Raw genomic sequence first — 20,092 nt, 5'->3', positions numbered from 1 at the left:
ATCAATCTGTGGTCAGGTTGCGACGCGGATTCTCTATTTGCAACAAGATGTCGCGCGAAGGGAATATAGTCGGCGCATCCTGAGGCGACCAGACGGGGTATTTCGGCATAATATGCGTGAAGAGATCTGAAACCAAAAAGCTTTCCAGCCAGCGTTTCAGGTTGCCCAAGGGCTCTGCGTCAAACCTGGCTTTGTCCACAAAGGCGAACTGGCGCACGAAAGGCAGGATCGCCATATCCGCAAGGCTTGGGGTATCTTTGAACAGAAACGCTTTGGCGCCGATTTGGGTGTCGAGTTTCTTCAAAAACACACTCGCTTTGGCGCGTTCTTCTTCGGGGTCAGAACCATAGCGCGTGTGGTATTTGGTGCGATCAAGTGCTGCCTTAAATGGGCCATCTGCCTCGGCAATGAGATCACGACCTTCAGGTGGCATTTCAAGCCATCCCTCTGGATCAGACTGCTCAAGCGCCCAGAGCATGACGTCGAGCGATTCATCCAGAACCTGATCCTCAGTCTTCAGGCACGGCACCGTTGCTGAGGGGCTGGCTTCCAAAAACGCCTGCGCTTTGTCGCGCAGAAGGATTTCGCGCAGTTCAACGGGCGTTTTCGACGACGCAATCGCCAGCCGCGCGCGCATGGCATAGGGGCAGCGGCGGAAACTATAGAGGATGGGCAGGTCAGTTTGCGTTGTCATAGCGATCCAGATAGGCTGCGTTGGAACTGAGACTATAGTGCTCTCCCAAATTTAAGGCACTCTCTTTATGCAGGGTATTCTTCTGCGATTGGCCGCTATTGCGCTCATCACCGCCATGTCAGCGATCATTCACCAACTGGCAAAGACCTTGCCGGTCGGGCAAATCATGGCCTGGCGCTCGGGCGTTGCGACCATTGTGATTGTGACCTTTGCCCTGCGGTTTGGAGGCGCGCAGAGTCTGGCGCCTAAACACCTCGGCAACCATGCGATCCGTGGCCTGCTCGGAGGTCTCGCTATGGCCTTCTCCTTTACGTCTCTGGCTTATTTGCCGGTCGCGAATGCATCGGCGCTCGGATATCTCGCCCCGCTGATATCTTTGCCATTGGCCGCATGGTTGTTAGGCGAGCGCATGACCCGCTGGCTCGTGGTTGCCGCCATGTTGGGTCTGCTTGGTATTGGGCTGATGCTTTGGGCCGAGTTGGAACGTCCCGACTTTTCGCGCGGCAGCCTGATTGGCATGGGCGCGGGATTGGGATTTGCGCTGACATGGGCGATGGTGCGCATTCACGTTAAGCGTATGTCCTCTCATGAGAGCGCAGCGTCGATTTCCCTGAGTTTTGCCCTTGCGTCTATGGCAATGGGCCTTGTCACATGGCCATTTGGGTGGAACGGCCTGACCTCGACGTCGTTATTTCTGTTGGTCTGCGCAGGGCTTTTGGGAGCATTTGGCCATATTCTATCGGTCGAAGCGGTGAAACGGACCAAAGTCTCGACACTTGCGCCGTTTGATTATTTTGGCCTGATCTTTGCGCTCGGCATAGATGCGGTGGTCTTTGCTGTTGTGCCCGGAACGCTGGCGTTCCTTGGCATGGTAGTGATCGTTGTGGCAGGCCTCATTGCAGTCTTGCAAGAGGCGCGCGCGCCGCGTCACACAGTCAGCTGATTTGCCGCCTGACCGGTGATGGTGGCTTTGACGATGCTGCCCTCAACTTGGGGCGTTGCGAAGTGCACTTCAGTGAATTGCTCGGTGCGCCCCATATGCGGGTTTTCCATGAGGATGCTGTGGGTTTTGCCGATCTGAGCCGCCAGATGTTTCGCGACTTGGGCGTCGCCTGCCGCGCGCAATTGGGCGGCGCGGGCTTTGATCGTTGGGCCAGACACCTGACTAGGGATCTTGGCCGCCGGGGTGCCTTCGCGTTTGGAATAGGGAAAGACGTGAAGCCACGTTAGATCGCAGTCCTCCACAAGCTTCAGAGAGTTCTCGAAATGCGCGTCCGTCTCGGTTGGAAAGCCTGCGATAATATCCGCACCGAAGGTCATATCCGGGCGCAGCTTCTTGGCGTCCTCGCAAAAGCGGATCGCGTCGTCGCGCAGGTGCCGGCGAGCCATGCGTTTGAGGATCAGGTCGTCTCCGTGCTGCAGCGACAGATGCAGATGCGGCATCAGGCGCGGCTCGGTGGCGATGGCGGCCATGAGGTTCTCGTCCACCTCGATTGAGTCGACTGAGGAAATCCTTAGGCGTGGCAGATCGGGGACCAGCTTTAAGATCCGCATGACCAGATCGCCGAGTTTTGGCTGGGCGGGAAGGTCTGCGCCCCATGAGGTGAGATCGACGCCAGTCAGAACGACTTCGTTAAAGCCTTTGTCAACAAGGCGTTTGATCTGATCAACCACAACGCCTGCAGGCACAGAACGGGAATTGCCGCGACCGTAGGGAATGATGCAGAAGGTGCAACGGTGGTCACAGCCGTTTTGAACCTGCACATAGGCGCGGCTACGGGTGCCGAAACCGTCGATCAGATGGCCCGCGGTTTCCGTGATGGACATGATATCGTCGACCTGGACCTTTTCCGTCTCACCCACGAAATCTGCCGCCATGTTTTTCCAGGTCTCGGACTGCATTTTCTCGGTGTTGCCGATGACACGGTCGACCTCGCCCATTTTAGCGAAGGTCTCGGGTTCGGTTTGCGCAGCACAGCCCGTGACGATCAATGTCGCCACAGGGTTTTCACGCCGAAGCTTGCGGATTTCCTGCCGCGCTTTGCGGACGGCCTCGGCGGTCACGGCGCATGTGTTCACGATCACAGCATTGCTGATCCCAGCCTCTTGGCTGAGCTCTTTCATCGCTTCGGTTTCATAGGCGTTGAGCCGGCAGCCGAGCGTCGTGAACTTGGGAGGCGTGCTCACTTGGAGGCCTCTAGGAAATCATCCGTGAAAGCTCCTTGGAAGACGGTCATCGTCGGCCCGGTCATCCAAACGCCATCCTCGCGCCAGTCGATCCAGATGGTGCCGCCGTCAAGGTCTATCTGAACCTGACGCCCTGTCAGTCCGCGACGCGCGGCAGCCACTGCGGTTGCGCAGGACGAGCTGCCCGACGCGAGCGTCACGCCCACGCCTCGCTCCCAGACGCGCATGCGGAGGTGGTTCTCTCCGATCACAGACGCGAATTGAACATTGGTGCGTTCAGGATAGAGCGGGTGGTGCTCGAACCCAGATCCGAGTTTTTCCAGATCAACCGCCTCGGCGTCCTCCACAAAGAAGGTGCAATGCGGATTGCCCATACCCGTGGCCGTCGGGCCTCCGTCAATCGGGAGTTCCAGCGTGTCCATCTCTTGAGCGAGCGGAACCTCATGCCAGTGCAGTTGCGGATGGCCCATGTTGATGGAGGTCAGCCCGTCGCCTGCGTCTTTGGCGTAAAGCGTGCCGCGTTCGGTGGTAAGCGTCAGCGCGTCTCGCCCCGATTCCGTCATCAACTTGCGGGCAATACAGCGAGTCGCGTTGCCGCAGGCCGCCGAGGTCGAGCCGTCCGCGTTATAAAACACCAGATGCGCGTCCTCGGACCCCTTTTCGATCACTGCGAGCTGGTCAAAGCCGACACCCATATGGCGATGCGCGATGGCTTTCACCAAGGCCTCAGACAGCCCATCTGGCCGCTCCCGAGCGTCTATGACAACGAAATCATTGCCCAAACCGTGCATTTTCTCAAACTGGATCATCGTCCCATCCTAGACTCGCGCTGGGGGCATATAAAGCCGCGCGCCAACTAATTCCAGTCACTGTAATTTTTTGTGCGTTTATGGCTTGACCCCCCCCGCCGTTGTTCTTAGAAGCCCCCTCACGCACAGCGAAGTGGGCCGTTAGCTCAGTTGGTAGAGCAACTGACTTTTAATCAGTGGGTCATAGGTTCGAATCCTATACGGCTCACCACTTCCTCTCCAAGACATCGAAATCGTTCGCGGATTTGATCCGTCTTGGGGGCGCGTGTGCGCTTTCTCATTGTTTTGAACCCGTCGGTCAGCCACAAAAAAAACCGCGAGAAACTTGCGTTCCTCGCGGCTTTGATTTCGTCGCTGTGCCCGGCTTAACCGCCAAAGTCATCCAGCATGATGTCTTCGCGATCCACACCCAGCTCCAGCAACATATTAATCACCGACTGGTTCATGATGGGCGGGCCACACATATAATATTCGCAATCTTCTGGTGCTGGATGATCCTTGAGATATTCTTCAAGCAAGATGTTATGAATAAAGCCTGTATAGCCAGACCAATCATCCTCAGGCAGCGCATCAGAAAGCGCAACATGCCATTCAAAATTATCAAACTCTTCGGCCAATTGATCGAAATCTTCAACAAAGAACATTTCTTTTTTCGACCGCGCACCATACCAGAAAGTGATCTTGCGATCGCGGTTTTCAAGACGCTTCAGCTGATCAAAGATGTGACTGCGCATTGGCGCCATACCAGCACCACCACCCACAAAGACCATCTCTTTCGGTGTTTCGCGTGCAAAGAATTCACCAAATGGGCCTGAAATCGTGACTTTATCGCCTGGTTTTAAATTAAAGATGTAAGACGACATCTGCCCAGGAGGTACATCATTTTTGCCAGGCGGTGGTGAAGCCACACGCACGTTCAGCATAATGAGGCCTTTCTCATCGGGATAGTTTGCCATGGAATAAGCACGCTCAATCGGCTCTTCCACGCTTGATTCAAACTGCCAGAGATTAAATTTATCCCAATCTTCGCGATATTCATCACCGATATCAAAATCAGTGTAAGAAAGCTTGTGTGCAGGTGCCTCGATCTGAATATAACCACCGGCACGGAAGTTCACATCTTCACCTTCGGGCAATTCAAGGACAAGGTTCTTAATAAAGGTTGCAACATTGTCATTGGAACGAACGGTACATTCCCATTTCTTCACACCAAAGACTTCTTCGGGCACTTCGACCTGCATGTCTTGCTTAACAGCAACCTGACATGACAAACGATCGCCGCATGCAGCTTCTCGCTTGGTAATGTGGCTTTCCTCAGTGGGAAGGATGGATCCCCCACCCTCATGAATTCGCACCCGGCATTGAGCACATGTGCCACCACCGCCACAAGCAGATGGGACGAATAGTTTCTGTTCTGCCAAAGTCTGCAACAATTTGCCACCAGCAGGGACAGAAATTGTTTTCTCGCCATTTATGGTAATATTCACATTACCAGTTGAAACGAGTTTCGAACGCGCTGCGAGAATGATCGTCACCAGCGCGAGAACGATCAATGTAAAGAGTACAATACCAAGACCAAATGTTGCCATGAGTAATCTCCCTACAATTTAACGCCAGAGAATGACATAAATGCCATTGCCATCAAGCCAGCTGAGATAAAGGTGATGCCAAGCCCCTGCAGACCATCGGGAATGTCGGAATATTTAAGCTTCTCGCGAACACCTGCCATTGCAGTAATCGCCAGCGCCCAACCAAAGCCCGATGAAACACCATACGTGACAGATTCAGAGAAATCGTAACTCCGTTCCACCATGAACAATGAACCACCCAAGATCGCGCAGTTCACGGTAATCAAAGGCAAGAACACGCCCAATGCGTTGTAAAGCGGTGGGAAATACTTATCGAGCACCATCTCAAGAATTTGCACAAGCGCCGCGATCACGCCGATATAAGAAATCAAACCAAGGAAGGTTAGATCAACATCATCAAATCCTGCCCAGCTCAGTGCACCAGGTGCCAATAGATAGTTCAAGATGAGGTTGTTCGCTGGTACTGTGATGGATTGCACAATCATCACAGAAATACCGAGTCCGATTGCGGTTGAAATCTTCTTCGATACCGCAATAAACGTACACATTCCCAAGAAGAATGAGAGCGCAAGATTTTCAACAAAGATTGCTTTGACAGCAAGGGAAATGAGCGCTTCCATTAGTGGGCCTCCACCGTCTGGATTTTATATTCGCGCACCTCAACTTGAGCAGGTTTCCAAGTGCGGAATGCCCAAATGATCAAGCCGATAATGAAGAATGCTGAAGGCGGTAGGAGCAACATGCCGTTGGGTACATACCAGCCACCATTATTGACTGTTTCCAAAATTGTCACACCAAACAAGCTGCCAGCGCCAAACAATTCACGAACAAATCCAACAAGCATTAAGATCAAACCGTAACCAAGTCCGTTGCCAACACCGTCAATGAACGATGCAATCGGCGGGTTCTTCATGGCAAATGCTTCTGCGCGACCCATCACGATACAATTGGTAATAATCAAGCCCACAAATACCGATAGTGTTTTTGAGATCTCAAATGCGTATGCCTTCAAAATCTGGTCCACGATGATCACCAAAGATGCGATAATCACCATTTGAACAATAATACGGATGGAACCTGGGATATGGTTGCGGATCATCGAGATGAACATGGACGAAAACGCCGTCACGAATGTCACCGCGATGGACATCACGAAGGCCACCTGCAGCGAGGACGTCACCGCGAGGGCGGAACAAATCCCCAGAACCTGAAGCGTGATCGGGTTGTTGTCGACCAACGGGTCGATCAGCATTTCTCTGCGTTTATGCGCCATTAGATGCCCCCTGCTTTTAGGTTGTCTAGGAAAGGTTGATACCCTGTTTCGCCCATCCAGAAGTTCACAAGGTTGTGCACCCCAACGGTGGTCAGTGTCGCACCGGCCAAAGCGTCGATGTGATAGTCAGCACCCGCGGCAGGCACCGCTTTGGTCACGCTGATCTGCAGCTCACCGTTCTCGTCCGCCAGCTTCTTGCCGTTCCACAATGCTTTCCAACGTGGGTTGTCGACCTCTGCACCCAGACCCGGGGTCTCGGCGTGTTCATAGAACTGTAGACCGAAGATGTCGTTGCCGTTCTCTTCCAGAGCGATGAAGCCATAGAGCGTGGACCAGAGGCCATAGCCGTGCAGCGGCAGGATCACCTTGTCGATCTCGCCCGCGTCATCGCGCAGCAGATAGACGGTGACGAATTTGCCCTGACGGCCGATGCCCGCTGGGTCGTCGTCCAGCGCAACCGAGGTCGCCGGATCGTCGGCCGCGTCGCGGTCATCGAATGTGGCGATGTCAAACTGGTCGGTGAACTCGCCGGTTGCCAGTTCCAGGATCTGCGGTTCAAAGGCTGCGAAGGATTCCAGCACGTCTTTGCTCGGATCATAGATCCCCGCGACCTGCAGAATGTTGATCTGCTTGTCTTTCAGCGCGTTCACGGCCTGCGTCGGGCGAAGGGCCACGGCGGCGGCTGATACGATCATCGAGGCAACCAGACAGACCGATACCGCGATAAAGATCGTCTTAGGCAACGCTAATCCGGTGGCTAAAAAACGACGAATTAATCCGGGCTGTTTTTCCTGATCAGACATGTTTTTTGGCCCTACGTTTAATGTTTGCCTGCACGACGAAATAATCAATCAGCGGCGCAAAGACGTTTGCGAACAAGATCGCCAGCATCATCCCTTCTGGGAAAGCTGGATTGATCACGCGGATCATGACCACCATGACACCAACCAATGCGCCATAGAAATAGCGTCCAAGATTTGTGTGAGATGCAGATACTGGCTCGGTGACCATAAAGGCCAAACCAAAGGCATATCCGCCGATTACCAAATGCCAATACCAAGGCAATGCGAACATTGGGTTTGTGTCAGAACCAATAAGGTTCAACAGCAGCGAAAATCCAATCATACCCGCAAGACACCCAACAACAAGGCGCCAATTAGCAATGCGCGTAATCAGCAAGAATGCCAGTCCAATCATACAGGCAATTGTTGATGTTTCGCCAATCGAACCTGGAATTAAACCAATGAATGAATCCATCCAGCTCATGCCGTTTGCGGCTAATTCTTCAAAGCCGGCTGAGGCCGAAATCGATAAAGCCGTCGCGCCAGAAAACCCATCAACCGGCACCCAAATTGTATCACCTGACATTTGAGCAGGATAAGCAAAGTATAAGAACGCGCGACCGGTGAGCGCGGGATTAAGGAAGTTCTTACCTGTACCGCCAAAGACTTCTTTACCAATCACAACACCGAAAATGATACCAAGCGCCACCTGCCACAATGGTGTACTTGCTGGCATGATTAAAGCGTAAAGCATTGATGTTACGAGGAAACCTTCGTTCACTTCGTGACCGCGAATGGTTGCGAACACAACTTCGAAAATACCGCCCGCAACAAGCGTTACGATGTAAATCGGGAAGAAATAAAGTGCACCATGGACAATATTGGCAAATGGATTGCCTGGATCAAATCCAATGCCCAATGTGCTTAAGATCCAAGCACGCCAACCCTCAGCACCAAATGTCTCAATCGCCATATTGGTCTGAAGACCAACATTATACATGCCCACTAAAATCGCTGGAATAGTTGCAATCACTACGTAAGTCATGATGCGCTTCATATCTATATATGAGCGTGCATGCGGTGCAGCTGTCGTGACCGTTTTAGGTGTGTAAACAAAACTCTCCACCATTTCATAAATGGGGAAGAACTTTTCATATTTCCCGCCCTTTACAAAATGCGGCTCAATCCGAATCGAAAGAAGTTACGTAGACCCACGGTTTACCCCTCTTTCTCGATCTTAGTCAGACAGTCGCGCAGCGCCAGCCCGTATTCATATTTCGCAGGACAGGCAAAGCCGACGAGACCAAGGTCTTCTTCGTCAAGCTCCATCGCGCCCAAGAGTTGCGCCTGATCGGTGTCCATCACCAGCATCGCCCGCAGCAGCTGCGTCGGAAGGAAGTCCTGCGGCATCAAGCCTTCAAAGGTGCCCAGAGGCACCATCGCGCGGCGACCACCATTCAGGTTGCTGGTCAGCGGGAACTTGCGACCCGACAGAGCCGACCCGAGCACCGGCTGCACCGCGTATTTCGCGAACATGGGACGGATCCAGCCCATTGGGATCTGTTTCTTGTCTTCTTCGATCAACGTGATCTGGCGCGCGTAACGCCCCAAATAGGCGCTAGGCCCCTCGCCCGCGCGACCGCTGAGAACAGAACCCGAGATCATGCGTACGGGCATGTCCGGCAAATCATAGGCCGCGACGTCCACCATGGAGGCACCTGCGACGGTGCGCACCAAACGTGGGTTCGCACAGACCGGACCCGCCAGAGAAATCACACGCGATCCGTCGTAGTTGCCGGTGATCAGCAATTGGCCAATCGCAATCACGTCCTGGTAGCCGATGGTCCAAACAGGGTTCTCTGGATCAAGTTTGTGTAGAAAATGGATATGCGTGCCAGCAAGGCCAGCTGGGTGCGGACCCGAGAAGGCCGCAGCCTCTACGCCCGCGATATCGCCACCTGGAACTGGAGCGCCGTCTTCAAAGCAAAGGAATGTCGCACCGTCGGTCAATGAGGTGATCGCCTCAAGACCTTTGGTGAAGGCATCTGCGGCCTCGCCAATGATCTGCGCAGCATCTGCGGCCAGAGGTTCGCTGTCCATTGCGGTGACGAAAATCGCCGCCGGACGCGTCGCCGGAGAGGGCACTTTCGAATAGGGCCGCGCGCGGAAGGAGGTCCAGAGACCCGCCGCACATAGACGTTCGGTTAGGCCCTCGGCGGTTGCGATGTCGCCAACATTCGAGAAATCGACGGACTCAGCCGCGCCATCCTGAACTTCGATCTCAACGCTGATCAGCTTACGACGCGCCCCGCGATTGATCGCTTTGACGCGACCGGCAACTGGGGAAACGACGTTCACCTCAGGCAGATCTTTGTCATGAAGAATAGGGGCACCGACGCCGACCACATCCCCTTCGGCAACGAGGATACGTGGCTTGAGGCCAATGTAGTCATCACCAAGGAGTCCAACTGTGCTGCTTTGGGGAGCAACCTGAATGTCTGGGCTTGGTGCGCCAAGAATGGGCACGTCCAGACCTTTTCTGAGCTTAAAGCGCTTCAAAGTTCGAACCTCTAACAGAATTTGACAGGCATATGCGACATGCGGGCTCTGGTTGAAAGCAGAAAATTATGTCTCTGACTTAACTTTTTCAGTTGTAAAGGGCATGAATGTCGTTGAAAAGCCGTCCCGACACACCGTTTTGGCTTCGTTGTCCCATATAAGGAAGTGCTTTCTTGACCGATATGACCGCGTTATCCCGCCGCTCTTTTATCCTCATGTCCGTGGCTCTGGCTGCCTGCAAACCTGGTGCAAAAACCCTTGATTTCTCGGGTCTTACCATGGGTACGAGCTATAACGTCGTGGCGGTCGATCCGTCCCGTAAGGTCAATGAAGCAGAGGCGAAAGCACAGATCGAATCGGCCTTGGCTTTGGTGAACAAACAGATGTCGAACTGGGACTCGACCTCTGAAATTTCACGCTTCAATGCCAAAACCGACCTTGGTTCCATGGGTATTTCTACGGATCTCGCGAAAGTTATGCGCGCCGCCGAAGACGTGCATATCGCAAGCGAAGGTCGCTTTGATACCACGATGGGCCCGCTGATCGAGCTCTGGGGTTTTGGCGCAAATGGCGCGAAACACATGGCGTCTGACGCTGAGATCGCGGCCGCTCAGGCCCGTTCTGGTCACGGTGCGACATTGAACGTCGGCGCAACCACGCTGCAGAAACGCCGCTCTGATGCGCAGGTTTACCTCTCCGCAATCGGCAAGGGATATGGTGCGGACCAAGTCGGTCGCGCGCTCGAAAGCCTCGGCATCACCGACTATATGGTTGAGATCGGCGGCGACCTTTATGCCTCCGGCATGAACCCAGCCGGCACCCCTTGGCAGATCGGCATCGAGAAACCAGCGGCTCTGTCCGGCGGTGTTCTGGATGTGGTTGGCGTCTCTGGCTACGGCCTCGCGTCCTCTGGTGACTACCGCAACTATTTCGAGCAGGACGGCGAGCGTTTCTCCCACCTGATCGATCCAGTGACCGGCCGTCCGATCACGCATAAAACCGCATCCGCAACTGTTTTGGCAGAAAATGCGATGCTGGCTGATGCATGGGCGACAGCAATGCTTATATTGGGTCGTGAGAAGGGTCTTGAGATCGCAAAAGCGCATGACTTGGCGGTTCTGTTCGTGGAACGTGACCCATCTTCGACTGAATTGCGGTTCAAGACCGAAGCAAGCGACAGCTTCAAGGCCCTGACCGCCTAAGCACGCGCAAAGGACGCAAGTAGAATGGAAACTTTCCTTCTCACTTTTGTACTTTTGATCCTGATCACGCTGGGCATGTCGCTTGGCGTGATTCTGATGAACAAGCGCATCAAGGGTAGTTGCGGCGGCCTGAATGCCATTGCCGACGCGGATCAATGCCTCGTCTGCAACAAAGAGATCGATCCCAATAGCCCGCTGCGTGAACGTCTGGCTTGCCCGCGTGCACGCAAGATGATGGAACGCGCAGGTCTGGACGCTGACGGCGCTTAGGTGCCTGTTTGAAGCGGCGTAAACGCAAGAAACAAAAGCGCTGCGGCGGTAAAGACCCCAAAAACCCAGAGCTGCCAACGTGGCCCCTCGGCCTTCCAGACACGCCGATATTGATATCCTGACAGACAGGCCAAAACGAAGATCACCGTGGCGATGGCCGGGGTCAACTGAACTGTAAGCAATTTTCTCTCCGCATTTTGGGAACTTGGGTTATGCTTGAGGTCCAAGTGAATAACAACCATTGCGAAGAGTATCATACCCTATGCCAGCATCCTACCAGGCCCCCATGCGCAAAGATCAGTCCAAATCCAAGACGCAAAGCCAATCTGCCGCAACCAATGTGCAAAGCAATGCGGCCAGCGTTGCGCAGATTTTGAAGGGCAAGGGCGAGGATGTGTTCTCGATCAAACCATCGGCAACTCTTGGAGAGGCGGTTCAGGTTTTGCGCGACAAGCGGATTGGTGCGTTGATCGTCACGGATGATGCTGGAGATCTCTGCGGGATCCTGTCGGAACGCGATATCGTGCGCAAACTGGCGGATACGCCGGGTCAGACGCTTCCGCAATCAGTCAACGATGTTATGACATCCAAAGTGGAAACCTGTGGGCCTGATGAGGCCTTGGTGTCTGTTCTAAAGCGCATGACCGCAGGCCGTTTCCGCCACATGCCAGTGCTTGCTGATGGTAAACTGATGGGCATGGTCACGATTGGGGGATGTTGTGAACTTCGCCTGACGGAATTGGAGCACGAGGCGTTACAGTTGAAGCAGCTGATAGTTGGGTAGAGATAGACACAAACGACCGTTTCAATTGGCGTGCAGCGGTCAGTTCTTGTTTTGCATGTTCGCTAAAGTTGGTTTTCGTGAGCAGGCTTTGGCCCTTTGCCCTTGAGGGTGTGAGCCTGAGGATGTGCAGACGTTAATCGATTGATGCTGTGTATCGATTGTATTCTGAATGTGGTTTGTTTTTGTTATTCGACCTGGATTTGCGGGAGTAGGATTTGAACCTGGACGACCTTTTCAGGGTTATGAGCTTCCTGACGAGCTACCGGGCTGCTCCATCCCGCGTCGGCAGGTCGAATAGATATATCATCGTTTTGAGAGATATGTGTTTGTTTTTGCTAGGGTTTGGCGATGCCCTACTCTCCCACACCTTAAGATGCAGAACCATTCAGGCGCAATTGGTGCTTAACTTCCGGTTCTGGGATGGGACCGGGTGTTTCACTTCGTGCTATGATCACCAAACCGAGTAAAAAAACAAACGTTAAAGTTTCAAGTCAGTACACATGAGGTGCTGTACGCTGGCTTTTGGATCGCAGTGATTGAAGACAGATGTCTATCTATTACTGGATCAATCAAGTCCTCATCGGACCATTAGTACCGGTCAACTGAACGCATTACTGCGCTTACATCTCCGGCCTATCGACGTGGTGGTCTACCACGGTCCTCAGGGATACCTTGTTTTGAGGGGGGCTTCCCGCTTAGATGCCTTCAGCGGTTATCCTGTCCGATCATAGCTACCCTGCACTGCTGCTGGCGCAACAACAGGTCCACCAGTGGATCGTTCACCCCGGTCCTCTCGTACTAGGGGCAACTCCTCTCAAGTATCCTACACCCACGGCAGATAGGGACCGAACTGTCTCACGACGTTCTAAACCCAGCTCACGTACCTCTTTAAACGGCGAACAGCCGTACCCTTGGGACCTGCTCCAGCCCCAGGATGAGATGAGCCGACATCGAGGTGCCAAACACTGCCGTCGATATGGACTCTTGGGCAGTATCAGCCTGTTATCCCCGGCGTACCTTTTATCCGTTGAGCGATGGCCCTTCCACTCGGGACCACCGGATCACTATGGCCGTCTTTCGACTCTGCTCGACTTGTCAGTCTTGCAGTCAGGCTGGCTTCTGCCATTGCACTCAACGAGCGATTTCCGACCGCTCTGAGCCAACCTTCGCGCGCCTCCGTTACGCTTTAGGAGGCGACCGCCCCAGTCAAACTACCCGCCACACAGGGTCCCGGATCCGGATAACGGACCGCGGTTAGACATCAAGCAATGCAAGGGTGGTATCTCAAGGGAGGCTCCACCGGAACTGGCGTCCCGGTTTCAATGCCCACCACCTATCTCCCTACACATGCCCATGAAGCCACGATCACCAGTGTGAAGCTGTAGTAAAGGTGCACGGGGTCTTTCCGTCTAACCGCGGGAAGCCTGCATCTTGACAGGCAATTCAATTTCGCTGAGTCGATGTTGGAGACAGTGGGGAAGTCGTTACGCCATTCGTGCAGGTCGGAACTTACCCGACAAGGAATTTCGCTACCTTGGACCGTTATAGTTACGGCCGCCGTTTACCTGGGCTTCAATTCGGAGCTCTCACCCCTCCTTTTAACCTTCAGGCACCGGGCAGGCGTCAGACCCTATACGTCGTCTTGCGACTTCGCAGAGCCCTGTGTTTTTAGTAAACAGTCGCCACCCCCTGGTTTGTGCCCCCAGCCAATACTTGCGTAGAAACTGGGCCTCCTTCTCGCGAACTTACGGAGGTATTTTGCCGAGTTCCTTCAACATCGTTCTCTCAAGCGCCTTGGTATGCTCTACCAGTCCACCTGTGTCGGTTTAGGGTACGATCTCATGATGGAGCTATTTCCAGGAACCGATTAGCGGCCCCTCCAATCCGATAAGGAGGAACAACCGTCACGATCCGTCACTTCCATCTGGCCCAGGAATATTAACCTGGTTCCCATCGACTACGCCTTTCGGCCTCGCCTTAGGGGTCGGCTTACCCTGCTCAGATTAGCTTTAAGCAGGAACCCTTGGACTTTCGGCGAGAGTGTCTCTCACACTCTTTGTCGCTACTCATGTCATCATTCTCACTAGTGATCTCTCCACGGGATCGCTCACGCGCCCGCTTCATCGAAAGCTCCAAATATCCTCCATGGTGCCCGAAGGCACTAAAGAGGATAGGAACTATGTCACACTACGCTCTGCTACCGTGCATTACTGCACCCTAGACTTCGGCTCATGGCTTGAGCCCCGTTACATCTTCGCCGCAGGACAACTTATTTAGACCAGTGAGCTGTTACGCTATCTTTAAAGGATGGCTGCTTCTAAGCCAACCTCCTGGTTGTTTTGGTCGTCCCACCTGCTTTCCCACTTAGCCATGAATTGGGGGCCTTAGTCGTAGGTCAGGGTTGTTTCCCTCTCCACTACGGACGTTAGCATCCGCAGTGTGTCTGCCATCTAGTACTCCCGGGTATTCGGAGTTTGGTTAGGATCAGTAAGCCTGTGGGGCCCCATTACCCATCCAGTGCTCTACCCCCCGGGGTATTCGGATGACGCTCTACCTAAATAGATTTCGCAGAGAACCAGCTATCTCCGAGTTTGATTGGCCTTTCACCCCTAGGCACAACTCATCCCGACCTTTTTCAACAGGTGTGGGTTCGGCCCTCCAGTAAGTGTTACCTTACCTTCAGCCTGGTCATGCCTAGATCACTCGGTTTCGGGTCTAATGCATCTAACTCAATCGCCCTATTAAGACTCGCTTTCGCTGCGCCTACACCTAACGGCTTAAGCTTGCTAGATACACTAAGTCGATGACCCATTATACAAAAGGTACGCTGTCAGCCCTCAAGGGGCCTCCAACTGATTGTAGGCGTTCGGTTTCAGGTACTGTTTCACTCCCCTTGTCGGGGTGCTTTCACCTTTCCCTCACGGTACTGGTTCGCTATCGGTCAGTAAGGAGTACTTAGCCTTCGAAGGTGGTCCTCCGATCTTCAGACAGAATTTCACGTGTTCCGCCCTACTTAATACATCCCTCAAAGCTTCCTATACGGGGCTATCACCCGCTATGGCTGCGCTTCCCAACGCATTCTAGTCACTCATCAGGCTTGGCTGGTCCCCGTTCGCTCGCCGCTACTAGGGGAGTATCAATTGATTTCCTTTCCTCCGGGTACTTAGATGTTTCAGTTCCCCGGGTTTGCTCTTAAAACCCTATGTATTCAGGTTAAAAGTACCTAATTCAGCACATTATAAGCAGCACCGAAGTGCTATTATAACGAACTGTTAGGTGGGTTCCCCCATTCAGAGATTCATGGATCAAAGCTTATTCTCAGCTCCCCATGACTTATCGCAGAGTATCACGTCTTTCATCGCCTCTTACTGCCAAGGCATCCACCAAACGCCCTTCTCGCGCTTGATTTGATCCAGAAAGAGAGAGACATAAGTCACTCGCGATCCCAACAGCTGGCAAGCAAGGGATCCTGTTTCTGAACCAAAAGTCATACTTTCCCGCTCTTTATCCTGGAACCCAAGCTGCCGATGTCGGTCGGCCCCGCTTGGAGGACAAAGAACAAAATGAGCAACCGCTTGGTTGCTCGGGTTAGTGTACTTGACTTGGACAACTCTGTTCGTTTCAGCCGGCAGACCCTTGGAAGACCGAGGAAACAGTCTTGATCAAAGGCTCGCATCACCCAAGAAGGGATCAGCACCAAACTGAGATCCACCTCTTACTCAAGGGGATCAAACAGTGTTGATTTGTAGTTTTAAGACTAGTCTTAAAACTACTTTGTATCTCTCTAAACGATGTCAAAACGTCCGAATGGACGGTTAAGAACCAAATTGGTGCTTAACGATCAATTCGTAACAGACTGAAGCGAAGAATGGTGGAGCCTAGGAGGATCGAACTCCTGACCTCCTGAATGCAAATCAGGCGCTCTCCCAGCTGAGCTAAGGCCCCATTGTTTGCCAACAGATTTGGTGGGTCGAGGAGGACTTGAACCTCCGACCTCACGCTTATCAGGCGTGCGCTCTAACCACCTGAGCTACCGACCCAAAACAGACCGGCAGGTCTGTGACTTAACGAAGAGATATGAGGACGGCCTGGCCGAGTTTGACCAACTATTGTTGATCTATATGTCCATATTGGACTGCTAAGTGTTCCACGACGTTGGACAAGTCCAATGTTCTAGGAACATCCTTAGAAAGGAGGTGATCCAGCCGCAGGTTCCCCTACGGCTACCTTGTTACGACTTCACCCCAGTCGCTGATCCTACCGTGGTCCGCTGCCTCCAAAAGGTTAGCGCACGGCCGTCGGGTAGAACCAACTCCCATGGTGTGACGGGCGGTGTGTACAAGGCCCGGGAACGTATTCACCGCGTCATGCTGTTACGCGATTACTAGCGATTCCGACTTCATGGGGTCGAGTTGCAGACCCCAATCCGAACTGAGATAGCTTTTGGAGATTAACTCACTGTCACTACCATTGTAGCACGTGTGTAGCCCAACCCGTAAGGGCCATGAGGACTTGACGTCATCCACACCTTCCTCCCGCTTATCACGGGCAGTTTCTCTAGAGTGCCCAGCCGAACTGCTGGCAACTAAAGATGTGGGTTGCGCTCGTTGCCGGTTAACCAGTAACATCTCACGGCATGGGCTGACGTACTGCCATTCAGCACCTGTCCTGCGTCCATTGCTTCGAAGAACACTCCATCTCTGGAGTTAGCACAGGATGTCAAGGGTTGAAGTAAGGTTCTGCGCGTTGCTTCGAATTAAACCATGCTCCACCGCTTGTGCGGGCCCCATCAATTCCTTTGAGTTTTAATCTTGCGACCGTACTCCCCAGGCGGAGTGCTTAATGCGTTAGCTGCGTCACCTACAGGCATGCCTGCAGACAACTAGCACTCATCGTTTACGGTGTGGACTACCAGGGTATCTAATCCTGTTTGCTCCCCACACTTTCGCACCTCAGCGTCAGTATCGAGCCAGTGAGCCGCCTTCGCCACTGGTGTTCCTCCGAATATCTACGAATTTCACCTCTACACTCGGAATTCCACTCACCTCTCTCGAACTCAAGACTACCAGTATCAAAGGCAGTTCCGGGGTTGAGCCCCGGGATTTCACCCCTGACTTAATAGTCCGCCTACGCGCGCTTTACGCCCAGTAATTCCGAACAACGCTAGCCCCCTCCGTATTACCGCGGCTGCTGGCACGGAGTTAGCCGGGGCTTCTTCTACGGTTACCGTCATTATCTTCACAGGCGAAAGAGCTTTACGACCCTAGGGCCTTCATCACTCACGCGGCATGGCTGGATCAGGCTTGCGCCCATTGTCCAAGATTCCCCACTGCTGCCTCCCGTAGGAGTCTGGGCCGTGTCTCAGTCCCAGTGTGGCTGATCATCCTCTCAGACCAGCTATAGATCGTCGACTTGGTAGGCCATTACCCCACCAACTATCTAATCTAACGCGGGCCCATCCAAATCCGATAAATCTTTCCCCCGAAGGGCGTATACGGTATTACTCACCGTTTCCAGTGGCTATTCCTTAGATCTGGGCACGTTCCCACGCGTTACTAACCCGTCCGCCGCTCCCTCCGAAAAGGGCGCTCGACTTGCATGTGTTAGGCCTGCCGCCAGCGTTCGTTCTGAGCCAGGATCAAACTCTCAAGTTGAAACGATGTTACCATCGTATCCTTAACGTCTGAACCTCTGCACATCACTGACATTCCCCTCGTCACAAGAGGAATGGCAATCCAACCTTCCCGGCAGGAAAAGTTGGAATAAACTGTTTGTGTACTTCAGTTTCCAAAGCGGGAACAAAAAGTCCGACAAACAGTGAAGCTGTTAATTCCATCATCGAGCCGAAGCCCTAGGAACCAGATATACAGAAGTCCGTCTGTCGATTACAAACCAAACCGCCCGCATATCTCTTCGATATCATCACAATGTCAAAAAACGTGGCCAGCCAAAAACCAACCGAAGAGACAAACAAGACCAGATGCGCCCTAACTTCCGGCGCGCCCCGCCTCAAATTCCCTAGATGACCAACCAAACAGCGTCGCTGCCCCGTCGGTGAAGAGTCTCAGAGAGTCGCAACACCCTTTTTCAAACTTTCTGAAAAAAGTTCACCAAAAGGCATTAAATTGAATAGATTCAGATGATTAAGGGCATGAAGAACTTTCAGAAGCCTCACCCCAAAACGAAGACAGCCTGACAGAATTGCCAGGCCGTATCGCGAAACACCTATATATTGCGGCAAACCTCTACGACTCTACTAGAAACACGAAAGTCCGAGTCGCCGCATTCACAGATTCTTTGTGGGATTCGCCTGACTTACGCCTTTTGTACCCCTGCCATGCGCTTGTTCCGGTTCGGAAAACGTGTGGCCAGAAGTCCGACGATCAGTCCGAGGTAGATCAGCGGCTCGAGTTGAAAGCCTTTCACAAGCCAGACGAAATGCACACCACCCAGAAGACAGGCCGCATAGGTCAACTTGTGCAGCTTGCGCCACGTCGGCCCCAGTTTGCGTACGGACCAGTTGTTCGATGTCACCGCCAGCGGGATCATCACGAGGAAACCGGCCATGCCAATCGTCACATAGGGACGCTTCAGGATGTCCGCCCAGACTTGCGAGAGGATCTGAACATCCAGCACCAGCCAAACCAACAGATGCGCGAAGACATAGAAGAAGGCGATCACACCAATTGCGCGGCGGAATTTCATCAAGTTCAACCCAACACGCTGACGCAGGGGCGTCACTGCCAACCCAAGGATCAAAAGTTGCAGGGCGCGTTCGCCCAATGCGTGTTCCATGACTTTGACCGGGTCCACGCCAAGACCGCCGGTCAGCCCCTGATACAAGAGCCAAACAGGATAGGCAGCCCCAAGGACATAGAGAACCCAAGTCGGGATCTTGCGCAGATATGTGTTGAACGTATTGACCATCAGTAGAACTTCGCCAGATCCATGCCTTCATAAAGGCTTGCAACCTCGTCCTCATATCCGTTGAACATCAGCGTCTCTTTGCGGCGCGCAAACAGGCCGCCACCAATGGTCCGTTCCGATGCCTGAGACCAGCGCGGGTGATCCACATTCGGGTTCACGTTGGAATAGAAGCCATACTCGCGGGAATTGGCTTTGTTCCAGCTGGTTGGCGGCTCTTTGTCGGTCAGGGTGATTTTCACTACGGATTTGATCGACTTAAAGCCATACTTCCATGGCACTACCAAGCGCATTGGCGCGCCGTTCTGGTTGGGGATGTCCTGGCCGTAGATGCCAGTCGCCATGATCGTCAACGGGTGCATCGCCTCATCCAGACGCAAGCCCTCGACATAGGGCCAATCGAGCGTGCGGAACCGCTGACCCGGCATTTCCTCAGGACGGTAGAGCGTTTCAAAGGCCACGTATTTCGCGCCGGACTTCACTCCGGCCATGTTCAAAAGATCCGCCAGTTCAAAGCCGTTCCATGGCACCACCATCGACCAAGCCTCGACACAGCGGAACCGGTAGATGCGTTCTTCGACGGTCATCTGGGACATGATGTCTTGGAAAGAGTAATCGCCAGGATTGTCCACCATCCCATCAATCGTCACGGTCCAAGGCTTGGTGGTCAGCATATGCGCGTTCTTGGCCGGGTCATCCTTGCCCGTGCCGAACTCATAGAAGTTGTTGTAGGTCGTGATGACCTCAAAGCTATCAGGCTCCAGCGTCGCGGCGCGTGCCTGCCCCGAGCCCAAAGTTGTCGCAAGACCGGCCCCAGCCATCCCCGCCATAATCTGGCGGCGGTTCAGAAACGCCGCGTGGGGCGTGACGTCGTCATGGGTCAGGTCATTCTTCCAACGGTGGGCCATAGCTGTCTCCTCTTTCGTGTTGAGACTGATGTAGGCGGAGGTGTCGCGCAAGACAAAGCACGATGGGTCACGAAGAGGTGCAGGGATTGTAACAATGCAGGTTCTAAGGCG

General features: G+C 53.5%; 15 protein-coding genes, 4 tRNA genes, 3 rRNA genes and 1 pseudogene. 5 read left to right on the top strand and 18 right to left on the bottom strand.

Annotation, left to right across the window (positions count from 1 at the left end; all coding sequences use genetic code 11):
* Position 1: 1 nt before the first annotated feature.
* A complete protein-coding gene (locus HZ995_RS07955; RefSeq protein ID WP_209355147.1) occupies positions 2-694 on the bottom strand; it encodes a glutathione S-transferase in 693 nt (230 codons plus the stop codon).
* A gap of 67 nt (positions 695-761) precedes the next feature.
* Between HZ995_RS07955 and HZ995_RS07950 the strand changes: the two genes are divergently transcribed.
* A complete protein-coding gene (locus HZ995_RS07950) occupies positions 762-1,637 on the top strand; it encodes a DMT family transporter (protein ID WP_209355146.1) in 876 nt (291 codons plus the stop codon).
* Here HZ995_RS07950 and mtaB read toward each other — a convergent pair.
* On the bottom strand, positions 1,622-2,881 hold the full coding sequence (gene mtaB, locus HZ995_RS07945; protein WP_209355145.1) for a tRNA (N(6)-L-threonylcarbamoyladenosine(37)-C(2))-methylthiotransferase MtaB: 1,260 nt from the start codon (positions 2,879-2,881) through the stop codon (positions 1,622-1,624). The two genes, HZ995_RS07950 and mtaB, sit on opposite strands and share 16 nt — an antisense overlap.
* On the bottom strand, positions 2,878-3,690 hold the full coding sequence (gene dapF, locus HZ995_RS07940) for a diaminopimelate epimerase (protein WP_209355144.1): 813 nt from the start codon (positions 3,688-3,690) through the stop codon (positions 2,878-2,880). Before dapF ends, mtaB begins: the two co-directional genes overlap by 4 nt.
* A gap of 135 nt (positions 3,691-3,825) precedes the next feature.
* Between dapF and HZ995_RS07935 the strand changes: the two genes are divergently transcribed.
* Positions 3,826-3,901: transfer RNA gene (locus tag HZ995_RS07935), tRNA-Lys, on the top strand.
* A gap of 154 nt (positions 3,902-4,055) precedes the next feature.
* Here HZ995_RS07935 and nqrF read toward each other — a convergent pair.
* The 6 genes and pseudogenes from nqrF to HZ995_RS07905 all read right to left on the bottom strand — a co-directional run bounded on the left by nqrF (position 4,056) and on the right by HZ995_RS07905 (position 9,893).
* Positions 4,056-5,279 carry an NADH:ubiquinone reductase (Na(+)-transporting) subunit F gene (gene nqrF / locus HZ995_RS07930; protein ID WP_209355143.1) on the bottom strand — a complete coding sequence of 408 codons (1,224 nt, stop codon included), beginning with the start codon at positions 5,277-5,279 and terminating at the stop codon, positions 4,056-4,058.
* 11 nt (positions 5,280-5,290) lie between these two features.
* Complete coding sequence (nqrE, locus tag HZ995_RS07925) at positions 5,291-5,899, bottom strand: NADH:ubiquinone reductase (Na(+)-transporting) subunit E (protein ID WP_209355142.1); 609 nt, start codon at positions 5,897-5,899, stop codon at positions 5,291-5,293.
* Positions 5,899-6,552, bottom strand: coding sequence for an NADH:ubiquinone reductase (Na(+)-transporting) subunit D (locus HZ995_RS07920; RefSeq protein WP_209355141.1), 654 nt, complete (start codon positions 6,550-6,552; stop codon positions 5,899-5,901). Before HZ995_RS07920 ends, nqrE begins: the two co-directional genes overlap by 1 nt.
* Entirely contained in the window at positions 6,552-7,355 is an 804-nt protein-coding gene (locus tag HZ995_RS07915) for a Na(+)-translocating NADH-quinone reductase subunit C (RefSeq protein WP_209355140.1), read from the bottom strand. The genes HZ995_RS07920 and HZ995_RS07915 overlap by 1 nt, the downstream gene beginning before the upstream one ends.
* Positions 7,348-8,549 (bottom strand): annotated as a pseudogene (locus tag HZ995_RS07910) (NADH:ubiquinone reductase (Na(+)-transporting) subunit B). The gene HZ995_RS07915 and the pseudogene HZ995_RS07910 overlap by 8 nt, the downstream one beginning before the upstream one ends.
* Positions 8,550-8,552: 3 nt before the next feature.
* Complete coding sequence (locus HZ995_RS07905; RefSeq protein WP_209355139.1) at positions 8,553-9,893, bottom strand: Na(+)-translocating NADH-quinone reductase subunit A; 1,341 nt, start codon at positions 9,891-9,893, stop codon at positions 8,553-8,555.
* Positions 9,894-10,075: 182 nt separating this feature from the next.
* Between HZ995_RS07905 and HZ995_RS07900 the strand changes: the two genes are divergently transcribed.
* Together HZ995_RS07900 and nqrM are read left to right on the top strand one after the other, a co-directional pair.
* Positions 10,076-11,095 (top strand): FAD:protein FMN transferase, encoded by a 1,020-nt coding sequence (locus HZ995_RS07900; RefSeq protein ID WP_245168802.1) that lies wholly within the window; start codon positions 10,076-10,078, stop codon positions 11,093-11,095.
* A 24-nt stretch (positions 11,096-11,119) separates the two neighbouring features.
* On the top strand, positions 11,120-11,365 hold the full coding sequence (gene nqrM / locus HZ995_RS07895; protein WP_209355138.1) for a (Na+)-NQR maturation NqrM: 246 nt from the start codon (positions 11,120-11,122) through the stop codon (positions 11,363-11,365).
* Here nqrM and HZ995_RS07890 read toward each other — a convergent pair.
* Entirely contained in the window at positions 11,362-11,547 is a 186-nt protein-coding gene (locus HZ995_RS07890; RefSeq protein WP_209355137.1) for a hypothetical protein, read from the bottom strand. The genes nqrM and HZ995_RS07890 overlap by 4 nt on opposite strands.
* A gap of 80 nt (positions 11,548-11,627) precedes the next feature.
* On the opposite strand from HZ995_RS07890, the gene HZ995_RS07885 reads away from it, so the two are divergent.
* Entirely contained in the window at positions 11,628-12,149 is a 522-nt protein-coding gene (locus tag HZ995_RS07885) for a CBS domain-containing protein (RefSeq protein ID WP_209355136.1), read from the top strand.
* A gap of 200 nt (positions 12,150-12,349) precedes the next feature.
* Here the strand turns inward: HZ995_RS07885 and HZ995_RS07880 are convergent.
* The 8 genes from HZ995_RS07880 to msrP all read right to left on the bottom strand — a co-directional run bounded on the left by HZ995_RS07880 (position 12,350) and on the right by msrP (position 19,981).
* Positions 12,350-12,431, bottom strand: a tRNA-OTHER gene (locus HZ995_RS07880).
* A gap of 58 nt (positions 12,432-12,489) precedes the next feature.
* Positions 12,490-12,608, bottom strand: a 5S ribosomal RNA gene (rrf, locus tag HZ995_RS07875).
* 106 nt (positions 12,609-12,714) lie between these two features.
* A 23S ribosomal RNA gene (locus HZ995_RS07870) occupies positions 12,715-15,557 on the bottom strand.
* 461 nt (positions 15,558-16,018) lie between these two features.
* Positions 16,019-16,094, bottom strand: a tRNA-Ala gene (locus HZ995_RS07865).
* Positions 16,095-16,112: 18 nt separating this feature from the next.
* Positions 16,113-16,189 (bottom strand) — tRNA-Ile (locus HZ995_RS07860).
* Between the two features lie 149 nt (positions 16,190-16,338).
* Positions 16,339-17,803, bottom strand: a 16S ribosomal RNA gene (locus HZ995_RS07855).
* The 16S, 23S and 5S rRNA genes sit together here with 3 tRNA genes alongside, the layout of an rRNA operon.
* 661 nt (positions 17,804-18,464) lie before the next feature.
* A complete protein-coding gene (gene msrQ / locus HZ995_RS07850; RefSeq protein ID WP_209358100.1) occupies positions 18,465-19,076 on the bottom strand; it encodes a protein-methionine-sulfoxide reductase heme-binding subunit MsrQ in 612 nt (203 codons plus the stop codon).
* Positions 19,076-19,981 (bottom strand): protein-methionine-sulfoxide reductase catalytic subunit MsrP, encoded by a 906-nt coding sequence (msrP, locus tag HZ995_RS07845; RefSeq protein WP_209358099.1) that lies wholly within the window; start codon positions 19,979-19,981, stop codon positions 19,076-19,078. The genes msrQ and msrP overlap by 1 nt, the downstream gene beginning before the upstream one ends.
* Between the last annotated feature and the right edge of the window lie 111 nt (positions 19,982-20,092).

It is taken from the genome of Cognatishimia activa (assembly GCF_017798205.1).
Taxonomy (GTDB): Bacteria; Pseudomonadota; Alphaproteobacteria; order Rhodobacterales; family Rhodobacteraceae; genus Cognatishimia; species Cognatishimia activa_A.
Note: the sequence above shows the minus strand (reverse complement) of the source record. Positions and strands in the feature narration are given on the sequence as shown.

Excerpts from the sequence above, each read along its gene's own strand:
- HZ995_RS07955 (WP_209355147.1), bottom strand. The coding sequence starts at position 694 with ATGACAACGCAAACTGACCTGCCCATCCTCTATAGTTTCCGCCGCTGC.
- HZ995_RS07950 (WP_209355146.1), top strand. The coding sequence starts at position 762 with ATGCAGGGTATTCTTCTGCGATTGGCCGCTATTGCGCTCATCACCGCC.
- dapF (WP_209355144.1), bottom strand. The coding sequence starts at position 3,690 with ATGATCCAGTTTGAGAAAATGCACGGTTTGGGCAATGATTTCGTTGTC.
- nqrF (WP_209355143.1), bottom strand. The coding sequence starts at position 5,279 with ATGGCAACATTTGGTCTTGGTATTGTACTCTTTACATTGATCGTTCTC.
- nqrE (WP_209355142.1), bottom strand. The coding sequence starts at position 5,899 with ATGGAAGCGCTCATTTCCCTTGCTGTCAAAGCAATCTTTGTTGAAAAT.
- HZ995_RS07920 (WP_209355141.1), bottom strand. The coding sequence starts at position 6,552 with ATGGCGCATAAACGCAGAGAAATGCTGATCGACCCGTTGGTCGACAAC.
- HZ995_RS07915 (WP_209355140.1), bottom strand. The coding sequence starts at position 7,355 with ATGTCTGATCAGGAAAAACAGCCCGGATTAATTCGTCGTTTTTTAGCC.
- HZ995_RS07900 (WP_245168802.1), top strand. The coding sequence starts at position 10,076 with ATGACCGCGTTATCCCGCCGCTCTTTTATCCTCATGTCCGTGGCTCTG.
- nqrM (WP_209355138.1), top strand. The coding sequence starts at position 11,120 with ATGGAAACTTTCCTTCTCACTTTTGTACTTTTGATCCTGATCACGCTG.
- HZ995_RS07885 (WP_209355136.1), top strand. The coding sequence starts at position 11,628 with ATGCCAGCATCCTACCAGGCCCCCATGCGCAAAGATCAGTCCAAATCC.
- msrQ (WP_209358100.1), bottom strand. The coding sequence starts at position 19,076 with ATGGTCAATACGTTCAACACATATCTGCGCAAGATCCCGACTTGGGTT.
- msrP (WP_209358099.1), bottom strand. The coding sequence starts at position 19,981 with ATGGCCCACCGTTGGAAGAATGACCTGACCCATGACGACGTCACGCCC.